This window comes from Candidatus Dojkabacteria bacterium (assembly GCA_030583845.1).
Classification (GTDB): Bacteria; Patescibacteriota; Dojkabacteria; order SC72; family JAHDCA01.
The window spans coordinates 912,237-937,196 of sequence record CP129478.1; the positions used below are offsets into that span (position 1 = coordinate 912,237).

Below are 24,960 nucleotides of genomic sequence, written 5' to 3' on the forward strand. Positions count from 1 at the left end.
GAAACATATGGCCAACGAGAAACCGTCCAAATTCAACTCAAAGAAAATCCTGTTTAAGAGCTTAGAGCTAGCAATATATGCTCTGGTTATCTGGTTTATCTACGATAAGCTTGGTGGAAGTCTCGCTAGAATCGATGTGTGGTCAGAGATCAATTACGGCCTGCTCATTCTGGCAGTCTTTGTCTATATGGGGCATACATTCTGGAATGCCCTCAACTGGCACTATATGATCAAGGCATCCGGTGAAGATGTAACTGTGATAAGCCAAGTCGAGGTATATTTGAAGTCATACCTATTGCGCTATGTGCCGGGAAATATCGTGGGTATACTGGCAAGGGCGATCTATAACAAGCAGTACAATGTCCCGATGGCCAAGTCGCTTTGGGGCTGGTTCTGGGAAAATATTGTGTATCTGGCATTGGGCTTACTGCTTGGGTCAATAGCGCTTTTCTCAGTTGGGCAAGATATTTTTGATCGCCTCGAGATTGGTAGCGAGCCAGACCTGCTTTTCCAAGGATTGATAGTAGCAGTATTTGTACTAACACTCTTCGTAATCCTAGATAACCGTGTCTTGAAGTCACTCTTTAATAAATTTCTATTACCAAAACTATCTGAGAAAAGTAGGCGAGAGTTTCAGCTGCTTGATATATCTATGAAAGATCGATTGATTCTGCTGCTTAGATATGCGATTGCATGGGGTATCTATTCTATCAGCTTCTACTTCATCTTGAAGGCAGTTGGTGTTGAAAGTAACTACGTTGCAGCTATTTCGGCTAATGCGATGGCGTGGGCACTCGGATATATGTCAGTAATTACACCGAGTGGGGCAGGTGTTAGAGAGACTGTGATGATATTTCTACTGACAGCATCAGTTGGACTCTCGGGATCAGCCTCTGTTATAATCGCCGTACTTGCAAGGATAGTTTTCATATCTGGAGAAGTATTAGGATTCCTTGCATTCTTTGTAACTAAGTTTCTGGTAGAAAGGCTACCAAATGGCAGAGCAAAATAATCGAGTAGATATATCGTTTATATTCCCTACAAGAAATGAAGGCGCTAGTGTCGCCAAAGTTCTCGACGAGATAGTGCAGGTAATGGAGCAGATAGGTAAGAGCTACGAGGTTATCATGATCGACTCACCATCTGGCAACCCATCATTCGCTACATTGAAGGAGTATGCCGACCGCTACCCAAATTTCTATGCACTAGAGCTAACCTACAATCGTCCAGCAGGTAGTGACAAATCAGCCAAGTATATGGTCGGGTTTGAGTTGGCGAGAGGTGAAATAATTGTGCAGATTGATTCGGATGGTCAAGATAATCCAGCAGACTTGCCAAAGTTCCTCGAGAAGCTAGACGAGGGATATGAGATGGTAACCGGCTTCAAGCAGAAGCGCAAAGATGGAAAGATTTACATGCTTACCTCGAAGATAAGCAACACCCTTACCCGAATGTTGACCGGTGTCACTGTGCACGACATGAACTGCGGATTTAAGGCATATCGAGGGTATGTTGCGAAAGAGCTCAATCTAAAAGGTCGATCATATAGATTTATACCTGCTCTGCTTGGTGCCAAGGGATATAAAATAGCCGAGGTCCCAATTGAGAATCGAAAACGTAGCACTGGCAAAAGCAATTTCAGCTTCGTTAATAGATTGCAGGGTGGTGTGTTTGATATGACGACTGTTGTAATGCTTAACAAGATGGGGGAGACTCCTATCTATGTGTATGGCTGGCTATCACTGATATTCTTGTCGGTGATGGCTGTATCGCTAATCTCTAGCATCGTGCTGAAAGTTACAGATAAGATAGATCTCTACTGGGGGGTGGTTCTGATCGCAATAGCGGCATCGATGGGGATGTTGACAGTGATTACATATCTGATCGGGCTTACAGTTGAGTATCAACGACAAAACAACGTTGAGCCTCTCGAAAGGTATGGGATAAAGCAGGCATACCCAGAGATTCCATACAGGCAGAAGTAAAATTCTTACTGTGCAGCTGAAAGCTTGTCCGCTTCCCAGATCTGCATCTTCGGTATTAGCGAGTCAATCTCAAATGAGTCTACTTCAAACACAATAAGTGTGTCACCAACCTCTTTATATGTCTCAAGCTCCCCATTCTCATAAAGCATCCTTAGTACCTTCAATCTATTGGATTCAATCAGGTTATAGTTCTTGAAGAAGTTTACCTTGCGTTGCACCAATAGACCCTCGCCATCTATATCTTCGGCTTTTAGAAAGATCTTCCTGTCGTGGATAGTATCGATATACTCCTGCTGTACGATCAGGTCCTGCTCCCAGTCGTAGCTACTGCTCCTGAGGTAAAGATAGCCATCGCTTCTGCTTGGGATGCTCTCGTTAAAATATGATATATAGTTCGGGTAGGCTAGAAGTACTGAAATGAAGGAGATCGCCATCATAGCAGTTAGCAGATATTTAATTCGCACTCTTTTAGCGACTTCATACAGCATTGCACCAATAAGTAAGAATAGGAATGGATAGATAGGAAGTAGATGCCTTATGCCTAGGTTGAGTGAGCTGCTGACCGACAAAGCGAATAAAAGCGCTGGAACCATTATCAGAACGAATGACTGGGTCTTAATGCCTTTGCCCAATTTCCACTGCGCAAATAGAAAATATGTAGCAAGCGCAAAAGCTACGATTGTCAGGAACAGTGTTGGCAAAGTCTCCTTAATTGCGAAAGATATTGGAAAATAGTACCACCAACCAAAGTTGCTGGATTCACCAAGAAGGTATGCATCGTGTCCAACCTCATTGTGGAAGATCACATTATCAAGGAATCCATGAACATATTGTGGGAACGGGAACTTGATTTTAAGATATACGAGCTCCTTGATATCTTGAACGATCGGTGGATCTTCAGGAGATATCTCAGCAAGGATTTGCTGCTCACTGGTGACTCGGCCATACGCCATGTCATATATAGTTGCAAACTGCAGCTTGTAAGCAAAGGTAAGCGCTACTGCCCATACTATGCATACTAGTAGTACCTTACCTGCAGCAATCATGAGGCGCTTCAGCTCCAGTCGCTTTGCAGCATCAGGTTTTGCATAGAAACCGATGAGTAGAAATGCAGCCCAGATTGGCCCCAGCATGACGGCATTATATTTAGTCAGTAGTGCCACAAATGCGAATACGACAAACGCGATGAGATAATCTTTTCTGGAGTACTTGATCCAAAGGTATAGATACCAACTCGACAGGAATATTGTAATCATCGCTGGGGCGTCAGTTGTGACTAACGGGCCGTGTGCAAGCAAGGTTGGGCTGAATGCAAGCAGAAACGTCGCTGTAGCCGCTATAAATACCCCAAGCTCCCTGCGCAAGAGCCAGTAGAAAGCGATAAGAAAAAATCCGGTAATTATCGTGGCAAGTAAACGAGGACCCGCCAACACATTTTTAGTGTATTCGATCACCCCTCCGTTTAGCTCGACGTGTTCGAATGCCAATTCATCTTTCAAAGCCTGATCCCACAATTCAGAGTCGGTTGGAGGGTTCACAATATCTTTGTCGAGGAGTGTTGGCAACGCATGTATCAGGTTGAAAAGGTATGGGTGGTGCTGATTTATTCGGAGATCACCTGTCTCAAGAAGCATCACACCGCGAACTAGGTGGAATTTCTCATCGACCGTGGCAGATTTTGTCTGAACAGCGGAAAACGCTATTGAAACGAAGGCAATTGCGATAATAATAGGGTAGATGTAAACCCAAAATTTTTGTGACCAGCCTGTTGGGAGTATTCTATTTAATTTCTTACTGATTTTGTAGTTCATGAATTCGTAAGAATTATGCACAATCGTGGCTGTGGGTGCAACTATCACGAAAGTGTGCCCAAAAGGCTTTGCAAATTTGAGCAGTCGTTATATGATATATGCTGGCTGGCGTGCGTATGGAGCCGTTACTGCAGCTTGCGGAAGGCAGGGGGATGCTTTCATTATAGAAAGAGCCACTTGCTCCATGGATAATAATTTGATCACTTTTCGAACTATGAAGATAGCTGTGCTAGATTTTGACTATACACTTTTTGAAGGGTATGCCAGATATGAATTGGGCTATCTGATGGAAGAGGAGGGTATAATTAATCACGGTTTTTCCGACGAGGTCAAAGCACTGCAAACCGCATATGAGGATGGGCAGATAACCTACAACCAGAAATTCGCAGACGATAAGGCAATTTTCGCAAACTATTTTAACGGAATAAGGCGCGCTGATGTTACCAAATTTTTACACGATCATTTCGATTGGGATAAATATTTCTACCCACACTCAAGCAAACTTATAACAACGCTAAAGGAGCATGGATATCTCACGGTAATCGTATCTGGCTGTTGGGATTTTATTCTTGAGGAGGCACAGGAAATGTTGGATTTCGATACATTTTTTTGTTCTGCGTTTAAAGAGAAAGAAGGAATGCTTACAAACGAATTCGCAACAATACTTGATTACCAGAGTAAGCGTGAATTTTCAGGTCAGATATTGGCTGAGGCGACACACTCAATCGGTTTAGGCGATTCAGTTGCTGATTTTGAGTTTCTAAATCTAGTCAACCACCCATTCCTTTTCGAGCCAAGAAGCGATGCTATTGAGGCTTCAAAAGGGAAGAACTATATTGTTGTGAACCGTGGAGATGCATTGGAAAAGATAGGTGCTGTTCTGCAGTAGTCTAATCTGAAAGAAGCTCGGAAGTGTCGCCCTGTGGATGTATGATGTACAGTCTGTGAAGAGCTCTAGTAATTCCGACATAAAGTAGTCGCACATCTAGACCATTATCCTTGTAATGCTCATTTGATACATCGGCCAATATGACCGAATCAAACTCAAGCCCTTTTGCTTTCTCTATTGGGAGTACCAAGACTCCTGTATGGTAATCTTCCTCTTTATGGCTTACCAGGAGTGATTTCATCTTCTCTGCGTGAGGTAGCAGCGCGTTGTGGATACGGTCAGCGTGACCCTCGTTCTTGCAAATAATCGCCGTCGTGGCTGCACCCTTCTCAGTCTCGCCATTTAATATCTGGAGCAGCTCTTTGATATCTGACTCCTTCCCAGCCTCAAGTGGGCTTGAAGTCTCTATCTGCTTTACAGTATCGCCATGTCGAAGCACTGCTTCTGGCAGCTTGTAGCTATCCGGGAAGTACTTCTTGAAAATGCGGTTTGCATAATCGATAACTTCAACGGTAGTTCGGTAGCAGCGGAAAAGCTGGAAGTAGTCGGGCTGTGCGAACTCAGGAATCTGCTCTTTAAATAGTGCGATCACCTTATCCCAGTCATCGATATGAAACGGTGGGACGATTGATTGAGCTAAATCACCTGCGATAGTAATATTTCCGCGCTCAGCAATACGGGCGAGGGTTAATAGCTGGAATGGGCTAAGATCCTGTGCCTCATCTACGATAATGTAGCTACGCTGGCTATCCTTAAAACCGTGAATCTTGAAATATAGCCACACCATGGGGGCAAGATCCTCGAGCTTATATCCGATCGAGTTGCCTGGAGTGCCTTTGAGGTAAGCATTTGTGTGTGCAGCTACCTCTTTCCAGCTGATTGAGTCAGTGCTGACAGTTATCTCTGACCGCTTAAACAGACCCTGATACGCTTTGTAAATATCTGTAGATTTTCTAATGTAATCAAGAATCTTTTTGCGCTTCTCTTTCTGTACTTCGAGATTGCCCATGAAGTCCCCGATCATTTTCTTCTTGAATTGCACCTGGGCGAAGGCATAGTCTACCGAGAGCTCAAGTTTCTCAATCATAGTCATCTGTGGGTGCTGCTGTGAGAGCTCTCGATACCTATATTCGATATCGTAGCCCGTTGTTCCTGTGAGCCCTTCGAAAATATCAGCCTCCAGCTTTTCAAAGTATCTGTTAATCAACTCTACGAAATCTTTGCTCCCCTTTAGCTTCATTATTTCTAGGTTGTCCTTGTCGACATTTTGCATATATTTGTCGTTGAATCCAAGTATGCTTCTAGCCCAGAAGAGATATACATTCTGCTCAAGGTAGGAAACACCAAGGCTTGGTAACACATCCGATATATAGTCTAGGAACATTCTGTTTGGCGCAATTATCAAGGAGCGCTCTGGCCTGATCTTCTCGGCGTAGGTATAAAACAGGTAGGCCATCCGATGGAGGATAATTGTAGTCTTTCCCGAGCCCGCGACACCCTGGATCAAAGTAGGCTTATCGATTCCTGCGCGGATTATGTCGTTTTGCTGCTCCTGGATTGTGGCGACAATATCTTTCAGCTTTTGGCCTATGCGCTTGGTTAATTGAGAGAGCAAGAATTCATCGGCAGCAGCATTACCGCTCTTGGCGTCATAAATATGTGTGATTCTTCCCTCGGCGATCTCAAACTGCCTTTTCTGAAGCAGATCACCGCTTTGCACACCTGTTGGAGCCACAAATGACACGTCATCGGTTGGCCCTGTGTTCATGTAGTAAAGGTTGGCAATAGGTGCTCTCCAGTCGGTAATCAACGGCAGATGCGAATCTTTGTCCATGTAGGCAAATTTGCCCAGATACATTTGAAGTGTTGTCTCTGGATAGCGCTCATTCTTCTTGCGGTGGAAGCTGATTTTGCCGAAGTAAGGCGAATAGATCATATCGAGGATGCGATTCATCCTCTCTAGCAGATCGTGCATCATATCCTGCAGCTTCTTATACTCTGTCAATGCTTCGTTCTTGTCGTCTCCTGTCTCGTTATCGATGACAGTGATCCAGTGTTCGATCTGCTCTTCTAGATCTTCCATGACCTTAAGCTCTCGGTGAATGTCGGAAATAAGCATTTTAACCACCTTCTCAAGGTATGGCTGCTCTTCTTTCTGGGTCTCTGAGGTTATCTCTGCATTACTAAAATCGGAAATCGTGTCCAGCTTGGTCACGATGGGGTTGAGGTATTTCTTATACTTCTGCATTTGCGCTCTTTTATCTAGAAATCCGGACGTAATAGTATCAGTTATTTGGCGTTGCTGTCAATGAAAAACAATGAAGTTGCTGTGTAAAATAAATGCGACCCGCCAAAGGCGGGTCGCATTGCAGGAAGCACTACTTTATACGCACTTCCCCTTGCCGAATAACAAGCAGGTTAAGAAAGCTTAACTTTTTATTTAATTAGTATGCTACGTCTACAGGAATCTGCTCACCGTCACCACTACTATCATACATACTGCTTGCCTCGATTAACCCCTGCAAGTAAGCAAAGTCACCAGTTAGATGAATATGTCTTGAAAGACTTGCTCTCAACCGCTGGCTGGTCTGAGCCACCAACACTCAGTGTGTACACATTATCCTGGTACTCAAATATGTAGTAAACGCTGTAATACTCCTCTACCGGCTCTACGGGCATAATGTCACGGTCGCTTGATCCACTACCCGAGCTCGCAGCACTGCCACCACTCTTGCTTACTTCACTATATTGTCCATATTCAACCTGTACAGCACCAACTGTCTCACCGTTAATTGTCAGAGATACGTTGTTCACGGGAGAGTCGCCGCGATTTTGCCTGATAAGCTCTTCAAGTGATGTGCCATCATGATAGATAGATGCACTATAGCTGGTAGAGCCTGCTGTTACGCCGTACTCAACCTCTGGGAATAGCGTATCGAGATTTGCATAAGAGGTATACTCCTGATACATTTTCTCTCCTAGCTCACCTGGGGCATAGAAGTCGCGATCTGCCATATACTCGCTAAGCGGGTCGTTAAGATCTTCTTCGGTTGTTACATTTACATAATTAAGTGTGAATCCATCCTCTATCGGGGTAACCAGGGTGTATTCCTCGGACTGTAACCTACTGTAAAGCTCCTCTTTCTCAGCCTCTGGGCTATAATCGTCATCCGGATACTCAACTGTCACAACGTCAACATCCAAGTCAAACTTGAAAGTGGATGCTACCTGCTCGTAAGGCAGCTCTTCAGAGGAGTAGCTGCTGCTATGTGTATACATCAGGTTGTCATCTGATTCAGTGCCAAAGTAGCTCTCACTCTGGATGTAGCTGTAGTCAGACTTGTCATACCATGTGAGTAGCACAATAGTTTCAGCATTTTCAGGTGACTGTTCTACAGCTCCGACTCGTACTGAGCCAACACTTTCTAAATCACAACCTGTTTCATAGCTTGTCTTTACAACATATGCTTCGCGGCCATCAATCATGACAATATCTACAATCTCGCCATCTATCTGTGCCACTGGCTCGTCGACTGAATCGTCGATCGGATCCGGGGTAGGCTCTGGTACACCAACACCAGGGTCTACTACTGTGGTCTCTCCACCCGCACTCCCAGGGTCATCAACGTCTGGCTCACTTGTTGGTGGACTCGCAGCTGTATCTTCAGCAGCGTCTACTGTATCGCTGTCCGCAGCAATGTCCTCTACTGCCATAAATGCGGTAGGCGAGCCTTTTATGAAAATCGCAAAGTCACCACCATAATATGTGTAGGAGCCTGTCTGATCAGTTAGATAATATCCAATAACATTCCCATTCGAATCGGTTGTTACATTTTTGTTGTAGTAGGCATAATTACTGTCTGTGGTGTCGTAATAGCTGTAGCTTTCTGATGTAATTGCCTCATTGGTATAGTAACCCCAAGGCGATACAGCAAGACACTTATCTCTTGCTGGACCAGCTGTATATTTATCGATAGCTTCTGTGTACGACTTTTGATCCATCATTCTAGGAGCGAGAAGATCAGAAGCAGAATCCGCTTCGGCTGTTATTCCGTTTGCCGCATAGCTGCTAAGCCTTGTAGCAATGGATTCGCCCCCTGTCGATGCATATCCTTGCAATTTGCCAAGTACTGATGCCTGGTCGAGTGTCCACAATTCATATCGAGACTTGATCCAGAACTGATTGGCATAGATTAAATAGCCGCCAACCAACATTGCTAGCACAGCAACGGGTATGGCTACTTTGAGAGCTTTTCTCATGGCAGAGATGAATAAAAAATTATTCTTTCCGGGCTGGCCAGCACTCTGGTCACCATTTAAGAGTAGCAATTTCTCCTCAAGCTGAGAAGCGAACTGCTCATCCGGCACAGCGTCGCTGAATTTCCCGGTGAAACTATTTAATTTTTGCTCTATTGGATCTTTACCCATATGAACAAATTTCTTAGTTATAATATTAAGTCGGCTACGGTGTACATGCTACTAGCTCTTTTAGCTTCCGTATTGCGCGTTTTTGAGTTGTTTTTACATAGTTCATGTCTTTATTGAGGATAAGGCAGATGTCGGATAAAGAATTTTTCTCAATTAGTCTAAGCGTAGCGATCTCTTTCTGTTTTTGCGGCAATTTAGCAATAAATGGCAGAATTCTTTCTTCTAATGTAGTGGCTGATTCGCGCTCTTCAATATACTGATTCGCATACTCATCGAAGATCTCTTCATCAAACTGCACAAGCACCGATTCATATTTCTGGCGGAGGAAATCTTGGAAAACATTGTAGGCGACGCCCCATATATACTTATCTTTGTCTTGGATATCTGCCGCTTTTGTTTTTTCGAGAAATCTGACGAATGTATCGCTGGTCATGTCCTCGCTGCGGGTTCGCGACAATGTTTTGTAGTAGAAGAATTTGTATATCCGTGGCATCTGCTCGCGGTAGAAACTCCTCAGCTCATCATTGGTCATACGGCTTTATAAAGTCATCATATTCATAGTCGAGTATGGTGTACATTTTGTCAATAAATGTAATGCTATAAAGCCATATACGAGTGTCGGACTACAGTGTAACTGCTGGTTCCCACTCAGTAATAATGCCTCGTCCTAGACATTTCTCGCCTCTGTAGACCACAAGGCTCTGACCCTTTGATGGCGCCCAAAGCGGCTTCTTAAATACAAATTTACCATCCTGGAATTTCACTGCTGTTGGCTCGCTTCGATATCGTATCTGTGCTGTTAGTTCGCCTTCCAGCTTTTCGTCTTGATTGATAAACTGAAATGGCTCGGTACTGATTGTATTGCTCCAAAGCTGCGGATGCTTTTTGCCGTTTGCGACATACAACCTGTTATTTTCCACATCCTTACACGCCACAAAATATGGCTGCTCAAGCCCACCAATTTGCAAACCCTTTCTCTGTCCATTGGTGTAAAACCAAACTCCATTGTGCTCTCCGACTACTTCATCTGTATCAACATCTACGATTTCGCCATATATCTCCTTCAGTCGCAGGCTTAGGAAATCTTGAATATCGACCTTGCCGACAAAGCAGATTCCCTGGCTGTCCTTGCGTGTGGCATTTGGTAACCCTAATTCAGCTGCTAGCTTGCGCACCTCTGACTTCTTCATTGAGTGTAGTGGGAAGTATGCTTTGGATAGCTGCTCTTCTGTAAGTCCAGATAGAAAATATGTCTGATCTTTGCTCCTGTCCGTAGCTTTAAATAGCGACCCGTCTTCAGTGCGTGCATAATGGCCGGTGGCAATTAGATCTGCACCATCCTCTATTGCTCGTTTCATGAAAACATCAAATTTAATGAAGCTATTGCACAAAATATCTGGGTTTGGTGTGTTGCCACGCTCATACTCTTCATAGAAATTCGAAATAACCGACTCGCGATACTCTTTCTCGAAATTGTAAGAGATGAAAGGGATATTAAGCTTCTCGCAAGCTTTCTGTGCATAATCCATGTCTTCCTGCCATGGGCATTGATCATCGATCCCAAGATCGTCGCCTGACCAATTTTTCATGAATACTCCGGTAACATCATGGCCGTCACGTAACAGTATCGCCGCAGAAACAGCGCTATCTACACCTCCAGACATACCGACAAATATTTTGCTCATCTCAATATGATAGGCTAAAATGGTACTGATTAATAAGATAGAGAGTATTATATCGTATGTTAGCGAGAAATCTACTTGGTCCCACGGTTATTTTCTGCACAGTCATACTGTTTGCCGTGCTGATTTTGACTATGATTTACAGCACTGATAACTCAGTCACCGACCCAAGGATTGTAAACTCTGGCTTAGATGATAGCTGGGGGAGATTCACAAATGCTGATGGTGAAGAGGTTGAGCTACTCCTAGAGATAGCAGACACGGAGCAGAAACAGAGAATCGGACTGATGAATCGCCTAGACCTACACTATGATCAAGGGATGCTATTTGCATTTGAGTCGCCAAGAATGGGCGGATTCTGGATGAAGAATACACTAATCTACCTGGATATGATCTATATTGATAGTAAGTTTCAAGTGGTCGACATTGTCCATTATGCTGCTCCTTGTCGTATTGAGCAGTGTAGGGCATATCACCCTTCGTCGAGCTATCAGTATGTGGTAGAGGTAAATGGCGGCTGGGCTAATGAAAACCAGGTGACAGAGGGTTCAACATTTGAGATTAATTACAGTTTTTAGGAAGCGGGAAGCTACTGCCTATCAATCTCGTTCATGACGCCCTGCACTTTATATCCCCAGGTAGGACATTGGTAACAGTAGTAGCGACCAATTTCATGTGGAGTGTCGGCACCTTTGTCGAAATAACCAAATCTAAGTATCTGGGCATGCTTCTCGATTGCCTGCTCATAGCTTGTGAAGCTCAGTGCACCGCCCTGACCACCCATACCTGCATAATTGTAAGGTCGATAGTTATGTCGACCTGCACCTGATTCTATTACCGCGATGGCAGGCATCAGGTTGTAAGGGAGGCCATACTTCACAGCCATCTTTTCAAAGGTCTTTGCCTGAGAGGCCATAGGTGAGCCACGCTTGCTTAGGTAGCTTTCGAGCTTTCGAATATTCTCCTGGCTATACTTCAGATCTTCTACCCGCTGGTCGACTATTGCCTGCTTTGCGGCATCTTGCGTAAAATCGTACTGAACTGGTACTACGAATTCCTTACGGTACTCTGAAGCGGCAAATGCAGAATGCTCGGTTATGATATTGTCGTCAATTTGAAGCTGGCTGAATACGTTCACAAAGTTGCCTGAAAGAAGTATCATGACAACGAGTACGAGGGCTTTTCTCTTGTAATTCAATGGGACTTGCATTTCTTACGATGCAAAAGTTACTAATTGCATAAGTCTGCGTGACCTATAATATATTATATCATGTTTTGACGGCGATTTCATCCGTCAAGAAAGCTACTATTATGAAGGAATATCTCTTGAAAATTGAGATTAGGAAGAGTATTAAGTACACCCTCTTTGGTTTCCTTATGGGCTGTGCCGAGATCGTCCCAGGAGTGAGCGGGTCTGCCATCGCTTTGATGGGTGGTATATACGAAGGAATTGTTGAGGCACTCTTTAGAACTACCCAGATAGCGAAAACGGTTCTTGCCTTCTTGATGCGCAAGGCTACATTTAAGGATGTTCGCGACCAGATATTGAAAATGGACTCTAAATTTGTAGTTCCACTAGGTTTTGGAGTGCTGTTCGCTCTTGTAACGATGACCTCGGCAGTGCTGTGGATGCTTGATAACTACCCGTACTACCTATTTGCAATACTTTTGGCGCTACTACTTGCGGCCTCGGTAGTGCCATATATGGAAATGAAAAGAAAAGGGTGGAGAGAGCTTCTGCTTTTTGCCGTTACATTTATAGTTTTCTCTTGGATTGTGTTCCAAGATGAGTCGTCGATGATAACAGATCCATCATATCTGCTGCTCCTGGTGGCAGGATTCTTCGGTATTTCTGGAATGATCTTGCCTGGTGTGAGTGGTGGAGTAATACTTCTTGTTATGGGGGTCTACTACTACATTATTGATACAGTACATTCGTTAATTACCCTCACTGTGACTCCAGAGCAGCTTATAGGGCTAATGTTTTTTGGAGTAGGTGCTGCGGCAGGTTTCTTCACGATATCGATACTTATGAGGAAGCTTTTGATCAGTGCGAGAAGTCTGTTTATGGCTTTCGTCATGGCGCTCGTACTATCTTCGGCTCCTACTTTATGGCCATTTGTGGATGTGACTGGCTACTCAGAGAGTGGGAAACCGATTATTGAGCAGGTTGGTGTAGAGAATTTCACTGACAGGCAGATATTAACCATGGTACTGCTGTTTGCTCTGGTTTTCGGCACAACATTCTACCTGAACTGGCGGAGCTACAAGAAGGCGTAGGCTATTTATTAAGCAGGCTTTGGCCACGCATCTCGTCTGGCTTGCTGATACCCATCAGATGCAGTACAGTCGGCGCAATATCGGATAGCTTGCCGAATCGCATATTTACCTTTGGTAAATTCTTGTCTACAACAATAAATGGAACAGGGTTTAACGAGTGCTCAGTATCTACTACATCCTCGGTACCAAATTTGATTACCTCTTCTACATTTCCGTGATCTGCGGTTAATATTACTGTGCCGCCCATTGCTGTAAATCTATCTACCAAGCGGTTTACACAGTAATCAGTCGCTTGAATAGCCTTGATACAGGCCTCCATATTACCTGTGTGCCCGACCATGTCTGGATTGGCCAGATTAAGCAGGATAAAGTCATATGTTCCAGTCTTAATCCTTGCCTCCAAGGCCTCGGTCACTTGCAAAGCACTCATTTCTGGCTTCAAATCGTAAGTTGGCACGTTGGGTGACTGGATCTCAATACGATCTTCGCCTGGGTATTTCACATCTAGGCCTCCATTAAAGAAATATGTCACGTGTGGGAATTTCTCAGATTCGGCAATCCTAAGTTGGCGTAGGTTGCTTTCAGAGAGCATGCGTCCAAGTGACAGATTCACATACTCTTTGGGCATAATAACCTTATTAGGGAAATCTTTCTTGTATGCCACCATGCCAGCGTAGTAGAGATTCTGGAATGCCACTGTCTGGAAATGCATAAAATCTGACTGGATGAAAGCCTCAGATAGCTGTGTCGCTCGGTCAGATCGGAAATTTAGAAAGAGCACCACATCGTTTTCAACAATCATCGGGATATCGCTCCCGTCAGGGATAATCGTGGGCTCGATAAACTCATCGGTCTTGCCGGCAGTATACGAGGCATTTAACCCGCTCTGCCAATCTGCTACCTTTGTTCCTGCTCCCTTGGTAAGCATCGAGTAAGCCTGCTCGGTTCGCTCCCACTTCTCATTTCTATCCATTGCAAGAGATCTTCCTACTAAGTGACGCGATATGCCCAAGCCCTGTATTCGTGATCTGGGTCTGGAGGGTATTTAGGTATTGCGCTGCTGATTGTGGGCCTGTGTCTCGACCGTCGGTAAAAGCATGGAAATATAGCTTGCCCTTATAGCCCTTGTTGAGGAAAAACTGCTGGGTTGCTATGAAGTGGTCAATATGGGCGTGGACAGATCCGGTGCTTGCACACCCCATTATATGGATCTTAGAGCCGTAGCTTTGCGCATGGTTGAGCGCTTCGGTAAGTGTCTGGTTGGTAAAAAAGGCTCCAGTTGATATGCTTTTATTGATCTTTGGGAGATTTTGCAAGATTATCTTGCCGGCACCAATATTTAAGTGTCCAACTTCACTGTTGCCATATGTGTCCTCGGGCAAGCCCACAGCCTCGCCAGAGGCATCTAGATATGTGTGCGGATATCCATCCCAAAGCGAGATAAGATTTTTCGGGTGTGCGAGAGAGACAGCGTTCCCTTTGCCGTCTGGTGCTGCGCCAAGCCCATCCATGATTATTAACATCACCTTCTTCTTTTGGAGTTGGCCGTCGGGGTGCATTTGGGACAGTGCAATATATATTTCAATGGATATTCTGGCATAAAATCCATTTTTATTCTATAATCCTTCAGGATTTCACGGCTGCTTGAGAAATATTTCGACTCCCAGTATAATCACCCGTGCGAATTTAAAACAGAGTAATAATCTAATTAAGTAAGAGAATGAACCCCGAGATACTAAAGAAAATTGAAGCTGACCAGTACAAGAACAGACCAGATGTCCAGGTTGGTGATCGCGTAAGACTTCACATGTGGATTAAAGAGGGTGGTAAGCAGAGAATCCAGGTGTTCGAGGGTAACGTAATCGCAATCAGCGGTACTGGCCTAAGCAAGACATTGACAGTCCGCAAGATCTCTTACGGAGTAGGCGTTGAGCGAATCATCCCATTGCACTCACCAAATCTTGAGAAGATCGAGATCACAAAGCGAGGTAAAGCACGAAGCTCGAAGCTTTACTTCATCCGCGAGCGAGTTGGCCGTATGGCTATGCGTGTCGCAGGTCATAAGGATGTATATATGACCGATGAAGAGGTGAAAGAGGCTGAGAGCGAAGATAGCGCAACCGCAGCAGAAGGTGCAGAGGTGGCTGAGGCTCCAGTCGAGGCAGAAGCTACTGAGGAGAAGGCTGAAGAGAAGAGCGAAGCCGTTGAGGAAAAAACAGAAGAAAAGTCAGCAGAAGTAAAAGAAGAAGCCAAAGCCGATAAGGAATAGTAAGGAGTAGAATAATAGAGTAGTTTTGCAATTAGCCCATTTGATTTAGAATAGTAAGTAGCGTCTGGTGCGCGGGAGTAGTTCAATTGGCTAGAATACCTCCCTTCCAAGGAGAAGGTTGCGGGTTCGACCCCCGTCTCCCGCTTGTCTACGAACGGAGAGAGTAGCTACAAGCTTAGATACAACTGTACGAGCGCAGCGAGTATACTGTTGACTCCCGCTCAAATACACTACGACGACAAAAACCCTCCATCTACCGGCACAATCGCCCCGGTCATATAGCTCGAAATATCACTCACCAACATAAGCGCCACCTTCGCAACATCATCGGGCTCACCAATCCTCCCTAGCGGCAACCGCTGCTGGAAATTATAAGCATCCTGCAGCAACCCAAGCTTCAATTTGAAAAGATCTTTCGCTATCTCACTTGTCCCACCAGTCTTAATTCCACCAGGCAATATCGCATTGACACGAATATGCTTCTCTCCGAAATCCCTTGCCAGCCCACGTGTAAGTGCAATAACTCCAGCCTTCGAGATCGAATAATGAATCAAACCATCTTGAAGCGGCATCACAGCCTCGATCGAGCCAATATTCACAATATTTCCTGGCAGGTCTGCTTCGGTCAGCTTTTTAATGAAATTAAAGCACATCCAGTAACTGGAATTCAGGTTCACATCCATCACTTTTTGATACAGCCCCTGATCTGTCTCCAAGAAATGTCCAAATGGATAGATACCCGCATTATTGACCAAAATATTTGGTGTCTGCTCAGCAATCTTCTGCCAAAAATCATCAATCTTCTCTTTTACACCCACGTCTAGGGCAAAAGTCTGGATATTTACCCCGTAGTGAGCAAACTCTTCTGCTGTCGTCTTAAGGTCTGCTTCTGTTCGGCTGATAAGTATGAGATCAGCCCCGGCCTCGGCAAGCCTGTTGGCGATCCCTTTCCCAATTCCTGAGGTAGCCCCAGTGACGATCGCAAGCTTACCTTTGAGGTTTATAAGCTCTGAGAGAGGTGTGAGTGGATCCAATTTACTAAATACTTAATCTTATTATTCTATATTCACAGAATTGGGATCAGAATTCAATCTTGAATTAAAGTGTTGGCGAAATGCGCCGGTAGGTATATAATCCGGACATGGCAAAAGTATTTGGTATAGAGATCAAAGCCCCGGATACTTCTAAAGTACCAGACAAAGTGAAGGTTGGTGTTCCTTTCGCTATAGGTACAATTCTATTACTGTTCTTACTCTGGAGAAATGGTCAGTCAGGTAACGCATCTGCTGGCACAGAGACGATGCCGACTGGAGTACCAGCACTAGGACTTGTTGATCCCGCTATGGCTGAAGCAATTGAGCAGGTAATGCCGATGGATTCAGTAATGTTTGCAACAGTAGATATTCATCGTAATCCACAATTTCTTGCATATGTACAACGGCTACGAGCAAATATTGGGCATAGCCCTGAACTGCAACAAACATCAATGGTAGGTGTTGTACCTGAAAGTGCTCTCCTCTTTGTAGAAACAGCAGATGGTTTTTATGCTAGCGGTCAATACGTAGTGGCAGATAGGATGAGACAGGGCCAAACTAGTTTTACTGGAAGATATTTTCAAGATCCGACGACAGATGAAAATGGTGAAGAAGCTGATCTTTTCGGGATGGAGATTGTAACAAGAGGTGCTTCAGAAGAGACCAATTGGGTTATTGGATACATCAAGGGACTTGATCCAGCAACATTTGATCAACTTTACGGCGAATGAGTTGAAACCCCATAGTGTTGGTAGTATAATAATTGTATGCAAACAGAACGGGGTAAACGTCTCGCATACAAAATAACGCTCACAGCACTTCTCTTTCTCGCCATCATCACTCTGGCTCGACCAGCACACTCTCGTGAGCAGATCGATAACCTCGTTGACCAGGGAATCGAGCAAGGCAAAGAAGCTGTCAGCGACCTCAAAGAACGACTCCAGAGAGTAAACAACTACTTCCTCATAGGTCGTGATCTCGAAATTAATACAGACGTTAACGGAAACCTCATAGTCTTCTCAAATAGCGTTGATTTTGAAGGCAATATCAATGGAGGTATGCTTATCTTTGCAAAAGAGGTGACGATTAAGGGTAAAGTGAGCGACAATTTGTGGCTGTTTGCCAGGGAGGTCGATCTTGATGGAGATATTGATGGTACCGCAAGGATTTTTACCACTAGCTTAAACCTAAAAGGGAATATAGCTGGCAATCTATTCGCAATTACCTCTGAATCAACCTTTGATGGCAATGTCACGGGCAGGGTGATTGTGATCGGTAAAAATGTTGGAGTCGATTCGGAAGATCTGAAAGGAAGATTCTACATACTCTATAAGCGTCCAAAATCAGGAGATAATTAATTTTTAATGATATTTTCATGAATACAGACCTATTAATTGCAAGAACGATAATAGTATTGACCTCAACAGTGGGCTATCTATTTATTGCGGCACTGCTTTGGAAATTTGCACCGGTAAAGCTGAAGGTGATGTCGGATAAGCTCGGGGGATTAAGCGAGGCTGTAAGTAGCCTAATTGTTGGCTTGATCGCCATCCCTGTAGCTATTGTCGCGGCGATCATGTTCCTGTTTACCTTTGTAGGATGGCCAGTTGTACTGATTATGCTCGGATTCTTCATTGTTTTCACGCAGATCTGTTTCCCTGTGGTTGGATACTCGTTGGGCAGGAGGGTTGTGCCTAAAGCACAGATATTCTGGCAGATGGCTGCTGGAATTCTACTCCTTGAATTAATTGCATTGATCCCTGCAGTCGGCGAGTTCATCTGGTTTGTCGTATTCTGCCTTACGATCGGTGCTGCTTTCAGGATGAAGGGGCAGTTTATGAGCGCGAAGTAACGATTGCCGCTTCTGCTTCGCTGAGTCTATAATCTTGGAATGGAAATCCCCGACAGGCTGAAAGGTCTCTATAAGCATTGGAGTAAGCACACTTTGGCGCAGGTCAAATATGACGAAAAGGTACTTATTGATTTAGAAGTGCTCGAGTCGATTCGCCAATTTGCAATTGAGAGAATGCTTGTGTGGGAGCGAAAAGAGAGCGGTAAGTCAGCACCTTTTACGAAAGACCCGATACTACACAAGCAGCGTTTCTGTAATATCTACCGCGAGCTTGATCGCCAAACTATTGAAACTCATTTACTTCTCGAGTCCTTGCTCAGCACCCCAAGTGTGTGGCTTCTCAACTTGATGTATTGCAGGCTTGCGTGCAACCCAATAACAGTTAAAAATACTGGGCTGTTAAATTTTAATGAAAATGAAAATCTTAAAGTTTATCAGCGGCTTATAGAGCATCCACGACCAAAATATGGGACAGCATACGTCTTTCCGATTAATGCAATCGCCAAAACAGGGTTTCCAACAAGAGAAGAGTTTTTCTGTCTCTATCTACCCAAGTTAGCCAGAAAGTTATGGGCAGAAATCGAGCAATTTAATGAAACCAGTGTAAACACGGCTTTAGAACGAATACTCCCACTGCTTGGAGTTAATCTCAAGTTTCATATGACCGAAGTGCTGATTGATGTTGCATATCAATTCCCTGAGAAAATTAATCTGCATAAAGATTTTCATATTGGACCTGGTGCAATTCCAACTCTGAAATTGCTCTCACACTCTGCTGATCCAGACGCTCTGCTTAATTACCTAGCCACGATCGAGTTAGAGGATTTCCCATATTTAACTTATAATGGGGTAGGAGTAGCTCTTTCGGCTGAGAACTGGGAAGGGATTGCATGCGAATATAGAAAATATTGCAACTATAAAGCCGGAAGGGGTAGAAGTAGGCTATACATACAGCCGCAACAGGGCTAATTTTAATGAACTTTTCATGAAAACGGCACTAATTACTGGAGGAAGCAGAGGGATAGGAAAGGCCCTAGTTGAGAAGTTTCTTAACGAGGGCTATATGGTGATTTCTACTTCAACCTCAGGCTCATTCGATTATTCTAATGAGAACTTAATTACGAAGAGGCTTGAACTTGAAGCCCATTATCAGGTAGTCACATTCGCAGAGTGGGCTGGAAAAGAGGGTGCTAAAGTCGATGTGCTGATAAATAATGCGGCAGTTGCCATCGATAAAGATGCTGAAATTGTGAATATCGCTCTGCTCAGACGCACACTTAATGTGAATTTAATGGGTACTATCCAGCTGACCGAAGAGTTGCTTCTTCGTGAAGTGATGAAAGACGATTCTATCATCGTGAATATTTCATCGGGCTTTGGCTCGATTACTGAGGATATGGGTAGTGAGTGGCCGGCATACAGCATCTCGAAGGCAGCTATAAACAAATACACAAGGCTACTTGCTTCGAGGCTTGAAGACAGGAATATCCGGGTATACAGCTTCGATCCTGGTTGGGTTAAGACCGATATGGGTGGAGATAATGCTCCAAGAGATCCGAAAGAGCCTGCTGCAGAGATTTTCGAGCTGGTAAAATCTAAAAGTGAGAGTGGATATTTCTACCTCGGTACGAAGAAGAGAGATTGGTGAGGATTTTAGCTGAATTTAATCTTTATGCTGTATCCTATTTACGGGTAATATTGAAATTATTACAAATATGAAAAAGATAGTTCTATCAGGCAAAGGTGGCGCAGGCAAAACAACAGTTGCTGCAGAGCTGACCAAGCTGCTTGCGAAGAAAGATAACAAACACCGTGTGCTCGTGGTCGATGCCGATGCAGCGATGACGCTCCCATTCGCACTGGGCATCAAGTCAAAGTGGGATGATCTAAAGCCACTTGGCGAATTTGAAACCGAAGATGGTGAAGACACGGAGCGGGTGTTAGCCCAAATCCAGAAGGATTATGTGAAAAAGGTTGATCAAGATGGACTCCAGTTTGATTTCGCTTATATGGGTCATCATAAGATGAATTCCTGTCTCTGTGGCTATAATTCGGCTTTAAACCTATTCTTAGACCTTGCGCGCGAGCATGACCTGTACGATTTTGCGATTGTAGATCGTGAAGCTGGGATAGAGCATCTTACGAGGAGTGTGTATGGCAAAGAAGACGACTACCTGATGCTTGTGAGCTGGCTCTCTCCGGATTATCTATCGGTGATAGAGCGAATTAATGACGTCGCCGATGTTATAGGCTCTACAGAAAAGCGGTTAATTATTGTAAACGATATTCTAGGTAGTGCAGACGATGATAGCTCGTCAGAAGCCATTGAGAAAGTTGGTCTTTCACGCTATCCATATACTATAATGAAGCGAAATAGTGATAAATCAGTGGATTCAAGGCTAATTAACGACATCGCACGCTTTATCGATATCGAATAGGTGGACAAATACAAAAATCATGACAACTGGTCGCAGATTGCTAACAAGCTAACTGCTAAATCCTCGGCTGCTAGCTCGATTGCAATAAAGTCGAACCTTCTTGGCTCAGCTGATTATCCTTTCACTACGTCTGTGGAGCTGCACGAACTTATTATTGAAACGATACGATCTGTAAGTGAGGCTGAACTACTGCTGATAGAAAGCGAATTTAATGACGCAAGCTGGAGCCAGCTTCTTGCTGATAAGCCAGAAGTGATTTCATACTTGAAAAAGCACTCTGTGAAGTTGGTAAGAGCCAACAAAGAAGTCAAAATAGTAGTTGATGAGAGCTTGATAGCACCGCTTTATATCCCAAAAAGTTGGTATGATGCTCAGTTGCGAATCAATATCAGCAATGTTGTGGTAAATAAGCACCACTCAGAGAGAAGCCTGCACAGCTCACTCTTAAATCTGGCTACAATTCTATATCGAAAAGATAATGACTTTAGCAATTTCTCAAAGAAGGATTATCTTGCAGCTGCGCTGTTTGATCTGAAGAACCTTGATTCAGACGCGCAGGAGCTGCAAAAAAGCTTGCCTATCCTCACAATTGTTGATGGGGTAGAGGTAGGTTACACAGACGAGCATTCGCCGTATACTCATGTTGAAAAGCTGGGCAGTTTGCTGGCAGGAGAGGATTTTAACGCCATTGATAGCGAGCTTCGCAGCCTGCTGAATATCAAAAAAAGATGAAGAAAATCTTACTAATTACAATTCTCACATTGGTAATAGCGGCGCTACCGTTACTTTTGCCATCTAACAAAGCTGAGGCGCACCCTGTAGATGTCTCTTTTGCCATCATCAATGTCGCAGATGATAACCTGGGCAAAAGATTGCCGCTAAATGAGGCATACGGCTACGTGAGCATGAACTGGGTTACGGCAGCAGGCTTACTCGGTTTTACAGAAAATCCTGACGGTGCAGTTGAAGTCCTTGGCGAGAAAGAGCAATTTTTCAACGATTATTTCGCCGAAAAGCTCCAATTATCGAATAACGAGAAACAGTGCACACTATCTTCAGAGATGATCCCGGTGGAAGATTTTCAACTCTTCTACCTGAATGGCTTAGAATTCCATGTGAGGTTTGTTTGTGAGGATGATCTCGAGAATGTGCATATTAAAAACCGCATCCTGCTAGATGAATTTCCAAATCAGACCAATGTTATGAGTGTATACGACCATGCCGGTGAGCTCCTTTACAGTGAAACGCTTGATTCTGAAAAAGACGAATTAGACATTAAGGTCGAGCGCGAGACAGAACAGGTCGAGGAAGCTGAGGAGGAACAGGAAGAGACAGCAACCGATTCGGCAGCACCTGGTGGATTCACACTTTATGGCAACAACTTCATCGCAAATAAGCTAAAGAGCGCTGGTGATCGGACGATGGCTGGCTTTGCGAGCCTGCTTGATTCTGACAACCCATGGTCAAGGATCGGAATACTTCTGATCGTTGTAGTTCTAGGTGCTTTGCACAGCTTTGAGGGTGGACACAACAAGGTGATTCTTGCAACGATGATGATGAATAATGAAGTAAATCTAAGAGGAAGCATGATCTATGTCTTCATCTTCACACTGACACATATGTCAGACATCATTATCCTTGCCGTTGGATTGATAATCTTCAATCAGTACATCAACCTATACGCTGCACTCCCATATGTTCAGCAATTCTCCATCGTAGCACTGCTAGTACTGTCGCTTTACATTACTGTGAAAGAGCTGATTGTGCTGGTGAAGAAGAAAAAGTCGGAGGGCAGGGTAAATGAAGTCGTGAGCGATACCGATGAGATTAGCGATCTATTCAAGACAGATAATGAGGTGGAATTAGCATTGGAATCGGCAAAGCCACATGCGAAGTCAAGAAGTAAGAAGCCTACAACATTTAAAGAGCAGTTTATGGTTGCGTTTGTAGCTGGATTGGCGCCATGTTTGACCGGCTGGACGATATTTATCCTCATAGTAAGTTCTGGCTACATATGGCTGCTTCTGCCTGCAACGGTGGCGTTTGGTATAGGCGTCTTCATAGTATTGGCACTATTTGCGTTCCTAGTGGATAGATTTAAGGGAAAGTTGCTTAATCGTTACAGCTCATTCGCAGATTATGCACCGCTTGCGTCGGGAATTTTGCTACTGATTGTAACCCTGGTTTCGGTAGTATAGAGCTGTAAGAAATGTTGTGGTAGAGCTTACAAATTGTGTAACTAAATGGTAAAATAGGGCGTATAGAATAAGGAAGTTGTAATTTTAATTAATGGGGTTAAAGTGATGCAAAATACACAACTAAAAGTTCCATATCTCGGTCTATTTTTAATGCTGACCTTGGTGTTTACATTTGGAATAATACTTCTGCTCGGCAGTAATAGCGCAGAGGGCAGCAAATCTGTAGATCCAGCCACTGTTCAAGGAACTGATGATGAACTAACTTTAGGAGAGGATGTTGAAGAAATGGTAATCGAGACATTACAAGAAGGCAGCGGTGACGGTGCAAAAGCAGGAGACTTCATCGAGGTTAACTACGAAGGTAGATTGCTGGATGGGACAAAATTTGATAGCTCATATGATCGTGGTCAGACATTTCAATTCACACTTGGTGCTGGAGAAGTGATCGATGGTTGGGACCAGGGGATTGAGGGCATGAAAGTCGGTGAGAAGCGAAAGCTTACAATCCCATCAGAGCTGGGCTACGGTGAATATGGCAACCCTCCAACAATTCCAGGAGGTGCAGCATTAGTTTTTGAGGTTGAGTTAGTAAATATCGCACGAAGCTAAACAAAATGCCGGATTTCAAAGTACCACAAGTGGGGCCGGTCAGAGACGATCCGCAACCGGGTGGCACAATGAACGTCGGACAGACCACTTCAAACAGCGCACCACAGCCTGACATCAAGCAGCCTGCACCGGCAACAGTCCAACCCTCAATGCAGCAGTCACAAGCTGCTCAACCAATTGCAAACTCCCTTACAAGCTCACAGCCGCAAAGCAACTCTGTAGCGAGCCAGCCAGCAGCAGATAGCACTGGGGGAGATTTCCAAGATGACTTTGATTGGGGTGCTGACCCATTTTCGGCACCACAGCCCATGGCTAGCACTCAGCAGCCAGTAAATAACAGCCAGCCTGCACCAATGGGTGGCGGTGGCTCGTTTGGAGGTGGTTGGGGATCACCGTGGGGAGGTGGCTCAGCTGGAGGCTGGGGAGATCCGTGGGGTGCACCAGCAGGCGGTCAGCAACCAGGACAGCAGAAGCGACTTACTCCACAGGAACGCGTCGAAATGATTGAGAGGGTGTATCAGCAGGTTTTGGTAAGAAAACCTGACACAAGAGATATCAACTATTATAAATACAGCACTCTCGGAGAGGAAGAAATTAAAAAGCAGCTGATCGACGGGAAAGAGCATAAGCAGCTAATCGAGGATGGGAGAAATTACAAGAAGTCTGAGGAGAGGGCAGAGCAGGCAGAGGCACGAGTCCGGATGCTTGAAGGGCAGGTTAAAGACCAGCTCGAAGAGTTTAGACATCTGACTGAGCTACTTGAAGAGAAGAACCGATTCATTCAGCGGCTTAGAAGCGAGAATGATGTCCAGTACGGATTCAAATCACCCACTTCAAACTCAATGGGCAACCCGAATCAATCTTACAATCTGATGTCCACACCTTCTCAACCTGCGCCTGTACAGCAGCCGTCTCAGCCACAGGTAGCCGCGCCAATCACACAGCCCGCACCACAGATAGAGCCTCAGCCAATCGCACAGCCAGCGCCTCAGATAGAGCCACAGCAAATTCAACAGCCACAGGCGCAGTTCGAGCCTCAACAAATTCCGCAGCCAACTCCAGATTATGCAGCAGATACTGCTCCTATTTCTCAAACAGTCCCAACTACTCAGACATCCCTTGAGCAATCAACACCATATGCTACACAAGGGGCAGTCCCTACAGCAGCCCCAGTAGCAGCTGGCCAGCACTTTTCAGCACCAGGATCAATTGAATCCGTTGATAGTGGGAATGCAGGAGCCTCATTTCCACAGGAAGAGGTGGACGAGCAGCTCCCTTTGGGTGCAAACCAGCCTGGGGTCGAGAGTGAAGATGATAATAGCGGTTGGGCCAGCAATGAGCCATCATCTGGTGCTTTGAAGCGTGTATTCGGCAAGCTTGCTTCGATTGTCTCCCCGGATCAATAGGGATCCAGTAACCATCTCTTGACCTGTTGTCACTATATGCTATGGGATAACTTATTAATTTAGAGTTGAGTCTATTTCT

At 44.6% G+C, this 24,960-nt stretch carries 25 protein-coding genes and 1 tRNA gene; 17 read left to right on the forward strand and 9 right to left on the reverse strand.

Annotation, left to right across the window (positions count from 1 at the left end; genetic code table 11):
* Window positions 1-7 precede the first annotated feature (7 nt).
* Both QY318_04280 and QY318_04285 read left to right on the forward strand, forming a co-directional pair.
* Window positions 8-1,012 carry a lysylphosphatidylglycerol synthase transmembrane domain-containing protein gene (locus tag QY318_04280; GenBank protein WKZ31029.1) on the forward strand — a complete coding sequence of 335 codons (1,005 nt, stop codon included), beginning with the start codon at window positions 8-10 and terminating at the stop codon, window positions 1,010-1,012.
* Window positions 996-1,985 carry a glycosyltransferase gene (locus QY318_04285; GenBank protein ID WKZ31030.1) on the forward strand — a complete coding sequence of 330 codons (990 nt, stop codon included), beginning with the start codon at window positions 996-998 and terminating at the stop codon, window positions 1,983-1,985. The genes QY318_04280 and QY318_04285 overlap by 17 nt, the downstream gene beginning before the upstream one ends.
* Before the next feature lie 5 nt (window positions 1,986-1,990).
* On the opposite strand, the gene QY318_04290 is transcribed toward QY318_04285, so the two are convergent.
* Complete coding sequence (locus tag QY318_04290; GenBank protein WKZ31031.1) at window positions 1,991-3,796, reverse strand: glycosyltransferase family 39 protein; 1,806 nt, start codon at window positions 3,794-3,796, stop codon at window positions 1,991-1,993.
* A 214-nt stretch (window positions 3,797-4,010) separates the two neighbouring features.
* Here QY318_04290 and QY318_04295 point away from each other — a divergent pair, with 214 nt between their 5' ends.
* The gene (locus tag QY318_04295) at window positions 4,011-4,685 is read left to right on the forward strand and encodes an HAD-IB family phosphatase (protein WKZ31032.1); all 675 of its coding nucleotides are present in this window, start codon (window positions 4,011-4,013) and stop codon (window positions 4,683-4,685) included.
* A 1-nt stretch (window position 4,686) separates the two neighbouring features.
* Here QY318_04295 and QY318_04300 read toward each other — a convergent pair whose 3' ends face one another.
* The 4 genes from QY318_04300 to mnmA form a co-directional block, all read right to left on the reverse strand.
* Window positions 4,687-6,933 carry a 3'-5' exonuclease gene (locus QY318_04300; GenBank protein ID WKZ31033.1) on the reverse strand — a complete coding sequence of 749 codons (2,247 nt, stop codon included), beginning with the start codon at window positions 6,931-6,933 and terminating at the stop codon, window positions 4,687-4,689.
* A 287-nt stretch (window positions 6,934-7,220) separates the two neighbouring features.
* The gene (locus tag QY318_04305) at window positions 7,221-9,113 is read right to left on the reverse strand and encodes a hypothetical protein (protein ID WKZ31034.1); all 1,893 of its coding nucleotides are present in this window, start codon (window positions 9,111-9,113) and stop codon (window positions 7,221-7,223) included.
* Window positions 9,114-9,147: 34 nt separating this feature from the next.
* Window positions 9,148-9,645: a sigma-70 family RNA polymerase sigma factor gene (locus tag QY318_04310; protein ID WKZ31035.1), complete on the reverse strand. Its 498-nt coding sequence runs from the start codon at window positions 9,643-9,645 to the stop codon at window positions 9,148-9,150.
* Between the two features lie 91 nt (window positions 9,646-9,736).
* Window positions 9,737-10,798 (reverse strand): tRNA 2-thiouridine(34) synthase MnmA, encoded by a 1,062-nt coding sequence (gene mnmA / locus QY318_04315; protein WKZ31036.1) that lies wholly within the window; start codon window positions 10,796-10,798, stop codon window positions 9,737-9,739.
* A 56-nt stretch (window positions 10,799-10,854) separates the two neighbouring features.
* Between mnmA and QY318_04320 the strand changes: the two genes are divergently transcribed.
* Window positions 10,855-11,373: a DUF192 domain-containing protein gene (locus tag QY318_04320; GenBank protein ID WKZ31037.1), complete on the forward strand. Its 519-nt coding sequence runs from the start codon at window positions 10,855-10,857 to the stop codon at window positions 11,371-11,373.
* Window positions 11,374-11,384: 11 nt separating this feature from the next.
* Here QY318_04320 and QY318_04325 read toward each other — a convergent pair whose 3' ends face one another.
* Window positions 11,385-12,005 (reverse strand): glucosaminidase domain-containing protein, encoded by a 621-nt coding sequence (locus QY318_04325; GenBank protein ID WKZ31038.1) that lies wholly within the window; start codon window positions 12,003-12,005, stop codon window positions 11,385-11,387.
* A 101-nt stretch (window positions 12,006-12,106) separates the two neighbouring features.
* Here QY318_04325 and QY318_04330 point away from each other — a divergent pair, with 101 nt between their 5' ends.
* Window positions 12,107-13,075 (forward strand): DUF368 domain-containing protein, encoded by a 969-nt coding sequence (locus QY318_04330; GenBank protein WKZ31039.1) that lies wholly within the window; start codon window positions 12,107-12,109, stop codon window positions 13,073-13,075.
* 1 nt (window position 13,076) lies between these two features.
* On the opposite strand, the gene gpmI is transcribed toward QY318_04330, so the two are convergent.
* Together gpmI and QY318_04340 are read right to left on the reverse strand one after the other, a co-directional pair.
* The gene (gpmI, locus tag QY318_04335; protein WKZ31040.1) at window positions 13,077-14,048 is read right to left on the reverse strand and encodes a 2,3-bisphosphoglycerate-independent phosphoglycerate mutase; all 972 of its coding nucleotides are present in this window, start codon (window positions 14,046-14,048) and stop codon (window positions 13,077-13,079) included.
* Window positions 14,041-14,634, reverse strand: a complete 594-nt coding sequence (locus tag QY318_04340) for a hypothetical protein (GenBank protein ID WKZ31041.1) — start codon at window positions 14,632-14,634, stop codon at window positions 14,041-14,043. Before QY318_04340 ends, gpmI begins: the two co-directional genes overlap by 8 nt.
* Window positions 14,635-14,795: 161 nt before the next feature.
* On the opposite strand from QY318_04340, the gene rplS reads away from it, so the two are divergent.
* Together rplS and QY318_04350 are read left to right on the forward strand one after the other, a co-directional pair.
* On the forward strand, window positions 14,796-15,344 hold the full coding sequence (gene rplS, locus QY318_04345; GenBank protein WKZ31042.1) for a 50S ribosomal protein L19: 549 nt from the start codon (window positions 14,796-14,798) through the stop codon (window positions 15,342-15,344).
* Between the two features lie 71 nt (window positions 15,345-15,415).
* Window positions 15,416-15,489 (forward strand) — tRNA-Gly (locus QY318_04350).
* A gap of 85 nt (window positions 15,490-15,574) precedes the next feature.
* Here QY318_04350 and QY318_04355 read toward each other — a convergent pair.
* Complete coding sequence (locus QY318_04355; GenBank protein ID WKZ31043.1) at window positions 15,575-16,378, reverse strand: SDR family oxidoreductase; 804 nt, start codon at window positions 16,376-16,378, stop codon at window positions 15,575-15,577.
* Window positions 16,379-16,485: 107 nt separating this feature from the next.
* Here QY318_04355 and QY318_04360 point away from each other — a divergent pair, with 107 nt between their 5' ends.
* The 10 genes from QY318_04360 to QY318_04405 all read left to right on the forward strand — a co-directional run bounded on the left by QY318_04360 (window position 16,486) and on the right by QY318_04405 (window position 24,881).
* Window positions 16,486-17,109, forward strand: a complete 624-nt coding sequence (locus QY318_04360; GenBank protein ID WKZ31044.1) for a hypothetical protein — start codon at window positions 16,486-16,488, stop codon at window positions 17,107-17,109.
* 36 nt (window positions 17,110-17,145) lie between these two features.
* On the forward strand, window positions 17,146-17,736 hold the full coding sequence (locus tag QY318_04365; GenBank protein ID WKZ31045.1) for a hypothetical protein: 591 nt from the start codon (window positions 17,146-17,148) through the stop codon (window positions 17,734-17,736).
* Between the two features lie 17 nt (window positions 17,737-17,753).
* Window positions 17,754-18,230 (forward strand): hypothetical protein, encoded by a 477-nt coding sequence (locus QY318_04370; GenBank protein WKZ31046.1) that lies wholly within the window; start codon window positions 17,754-17,756, stop codon window positions 18,228-18,230.
* A 39-nt stretch (window positions 18,231-18,269) separates the two neighbouring features.
* A complete protein-coding gene (locus tag QY318_04375) occupies window positions 18,270-19,199 on the forward strand; it encodes a putative DNA base hypermodification protein (protein WKZ31047.1) in 930 nt (309 codons plus the stop codon).
* A 16-nt stretch (window positions 19,200-19,215) separates the two neighbouring features.
* On the forward strand, window positions 19,216-19,878 hold the full coding sequence (locus tag QY318_04380) for an SDR family NAD(P)-dependent oxidoreductase (GenBank protein ID WKZ31048.1): 663 nt from the start codon (window positions 19,216-19,218) through the stop codon (window positions 19,876-19,878).
* A gap of 67 nt (window positions 19,879-19,945) precedes the next feature.
* On the forward strand, window positions 19,946-20,668 hold the full coding sequence (locus tag QY318_04385; protein WKZ31049.1) for an AAA family ATPase: 723 nt from the start codon (window positions 19,946-19,948) through the stop codon (window positions 20,666-20,668).
* The gene (locus QY318_04390; protein WKZ31050.1) at window positions 20,669-21,400 is read left to right on the forward strand and encodes a DUF362 domain-containing protein; all 732 of its coding nucleotides are present in this window, start codon (window positions 20,669-20,671) and stop codon (window positions 21,398-21,400) included.
* Window positions 21,397-22,866: a hypothetical protein gene (locus tag QY318_04395; protein ID WKZ31051.1), complete on the forward strand. Its 1,470-nt coding sequence runs from the start codon at window positions 21,397-21,399 to the stop codon at window positions 22,864-22,866. Before QY318_04390 ends, QY318_04395 begins: the two co-directional genes overlap by 4 nt.
* A 285-nt stretch (window positions 22,867-23,151) precedes the next feature.
* Window positions 23,152-23,475 (forward strand): FKBP-type peptidyl-prolyl cis-trans isomerase, encoded by a 324-nt coding sequence (locus tag QY318_04400; GenBank protein ID WKZ31579.1) that lies wholly within the window; start codon window positions 23,152-23,154, stop codon window positions 23,473-23,475.
* 68 nt (window positions 23,476-23,543) lie between these two features.
* Complete coding sequence (locus QY318_04405) at window positions 23,544-24,881, forward strand: hypothetical protein (protein ID WKZ31052.1); 1,338 nt, start codon at window positions 23,544-23,546, stop codon at window positions 24,879-24,881.
* The last annotated feature ends 79 nt before the right edge of the window (window positions 24,882-24,960 follow it).

Bases quoted from the DNA above. Each gene is read 5' to 3' on its own strand.
- QY318_04280 (WKZ31029.1), top strand. From the start codon at position 8: ATGGCCAACGAGAAACCGTCCAAATTCAACTCAAAGAAAATCCTGTTT.
- QY318_04285 (WKZ31030.1), top strand. From the start codon at position 996: ATGGCAGAGCAAAATAATCGAGTAGATATATCGTTTATATTCCCTACA.
- QY318_04290 (WKZ31031.1), bottom strand. From the start codon at position 3,796: ATGAACTACAAAATCAGTAAGAAATTAAATAGAATACTCCCAACAGGC.
- QY318_04295 (WKZ31032.1), top strand. From the start codon at position 4,011: ATGAAGATAGCTGTGCTAGATTTTGACTATACACTTTTTGAAGGGTAT.
- QY318_04300 (WKZ31033.1), bottom strand. From the start codon at position 6,933: ATGCAGAAGTATAAGAAATACCTCAACCCCATCGTGACCAAGCTGGAC.
- QY318_04305 (WKZ31034.1), bottom strand. From the start codon at position 9,113: ATGGGTAAAGATCCAATAGAGCAAAAATTAAATAGTTTCACCGGGAAA.
- QY318_04310 (WKZ31035.1), bottom strand. From the start codon at position 9,645: ATGACCAATGATGAGCTGAGGAGTTTCTACCGCGAGCAGATGCCACGG.
- mnmA (WKZ31036.1), bottom strand. From the start codon at position 10,798: ATGAGCAAAATATTTGTCGGTATGTCTGGAGGTGTAGATAGCGCTGTT.
- QY318_04320 (WKZ31037.1), top strand. From the start codon at position 10,855: ATGTTAGCGAGAAATCTACTTGGTCCCACGGTTATTTTCTGCACAGTC.
- QY318_04325 (WKZ31038.1), bottom strand. From the start codon at position 12,005: ATGCAAGTCCCATTGAATTACAAGAGAAAAGCCCTCGTACTCGTTGTC.
- QY318_04330 (WKZ31039.1), top strand. From the start codon at position 12,107: ATGAAGGAATATCTCTTGAAAATTGAGATTAGGAAGAGTATTAAGTAC.
- gpmI (WKZ31040.1), bottom strand. From the start codon at position 14,048: ATGGATAGAAATGAGAAGTGGGAGCGAACCGAGCAGGCTTACTCGATG.
- QY318_04340 (WKZ31041.1), bottom strand. From the start codon at position 14,634: ATGCACCCCGACGGCCAACTCCAAAAGAAGAAGGTGATGTTAATAATC.
- rplS (WKZ31042.1), top strand. From the start codon at position 14,796: ATGAACCCCGAGATACTAAAGAAAATTGAAGCTGACCAGTACAAGAAC.
- QY318_04360 (WKZ31044.1), top strand. From the start codon at position 16,486: ATGGCAAAAGTATTTGGTATAGAGATCAAAGCCCCGGATACTTCTAAA.
- QY318_04365 (WKZ31045.1), top strand. From the start codon at position 17,146: ATGCAAACAGAACGGGGTAAACGTCTCGCATACAAAATAACGCTCACA.
- QY318_04370 (WKZ31046.1), top strand. From the start codon at position 17,754: ATGAATACAGACCTATTAATTGCAAGAACGATAATAGTATTGACCTCA.
- QY318_04375 (WKZ31047.1), top strand. From the start codon at position 18,270: ATGGAAATCCCCGACAGGCTGAAAGGTCTCTATAAGCATTGGAGTAAG.
- QY318_04380 (WKZ31048.1), top strand. From the start codon at position 19,216: ATGAAAACGGCACTAATTACTGGAGGAAGCAGAGGGATAGGAAAGGCC.
- QY318_04385 (WKZ31049.1), top strand. From the start codon at position 19,946: ATGAAAAAGATAGTTCTATCAGGCAAAGGTGGCGCAGGCAAAACAACA.
- QY318_04395 (WKZ31051.1), top strand. From the start codon at position 21,397: ATGAAGAAAATCTTACTAATTACAATTCTCACATTGGTAATAGCGGCG.
- QY318_04400 (WKZ31579.1), top strand. From the start codon at position 23,152: ATGGTAATCGAGACATTACAAGAAGGCAGCGGTGACGGTGCAAAAGCA.
- QY318_04405 (WKZ31052.1), top strand. From the start codon at position 23,544: ATGAACGTCGGACAGACCACTTCAAACAGCGCACCACAGCCTGACATC.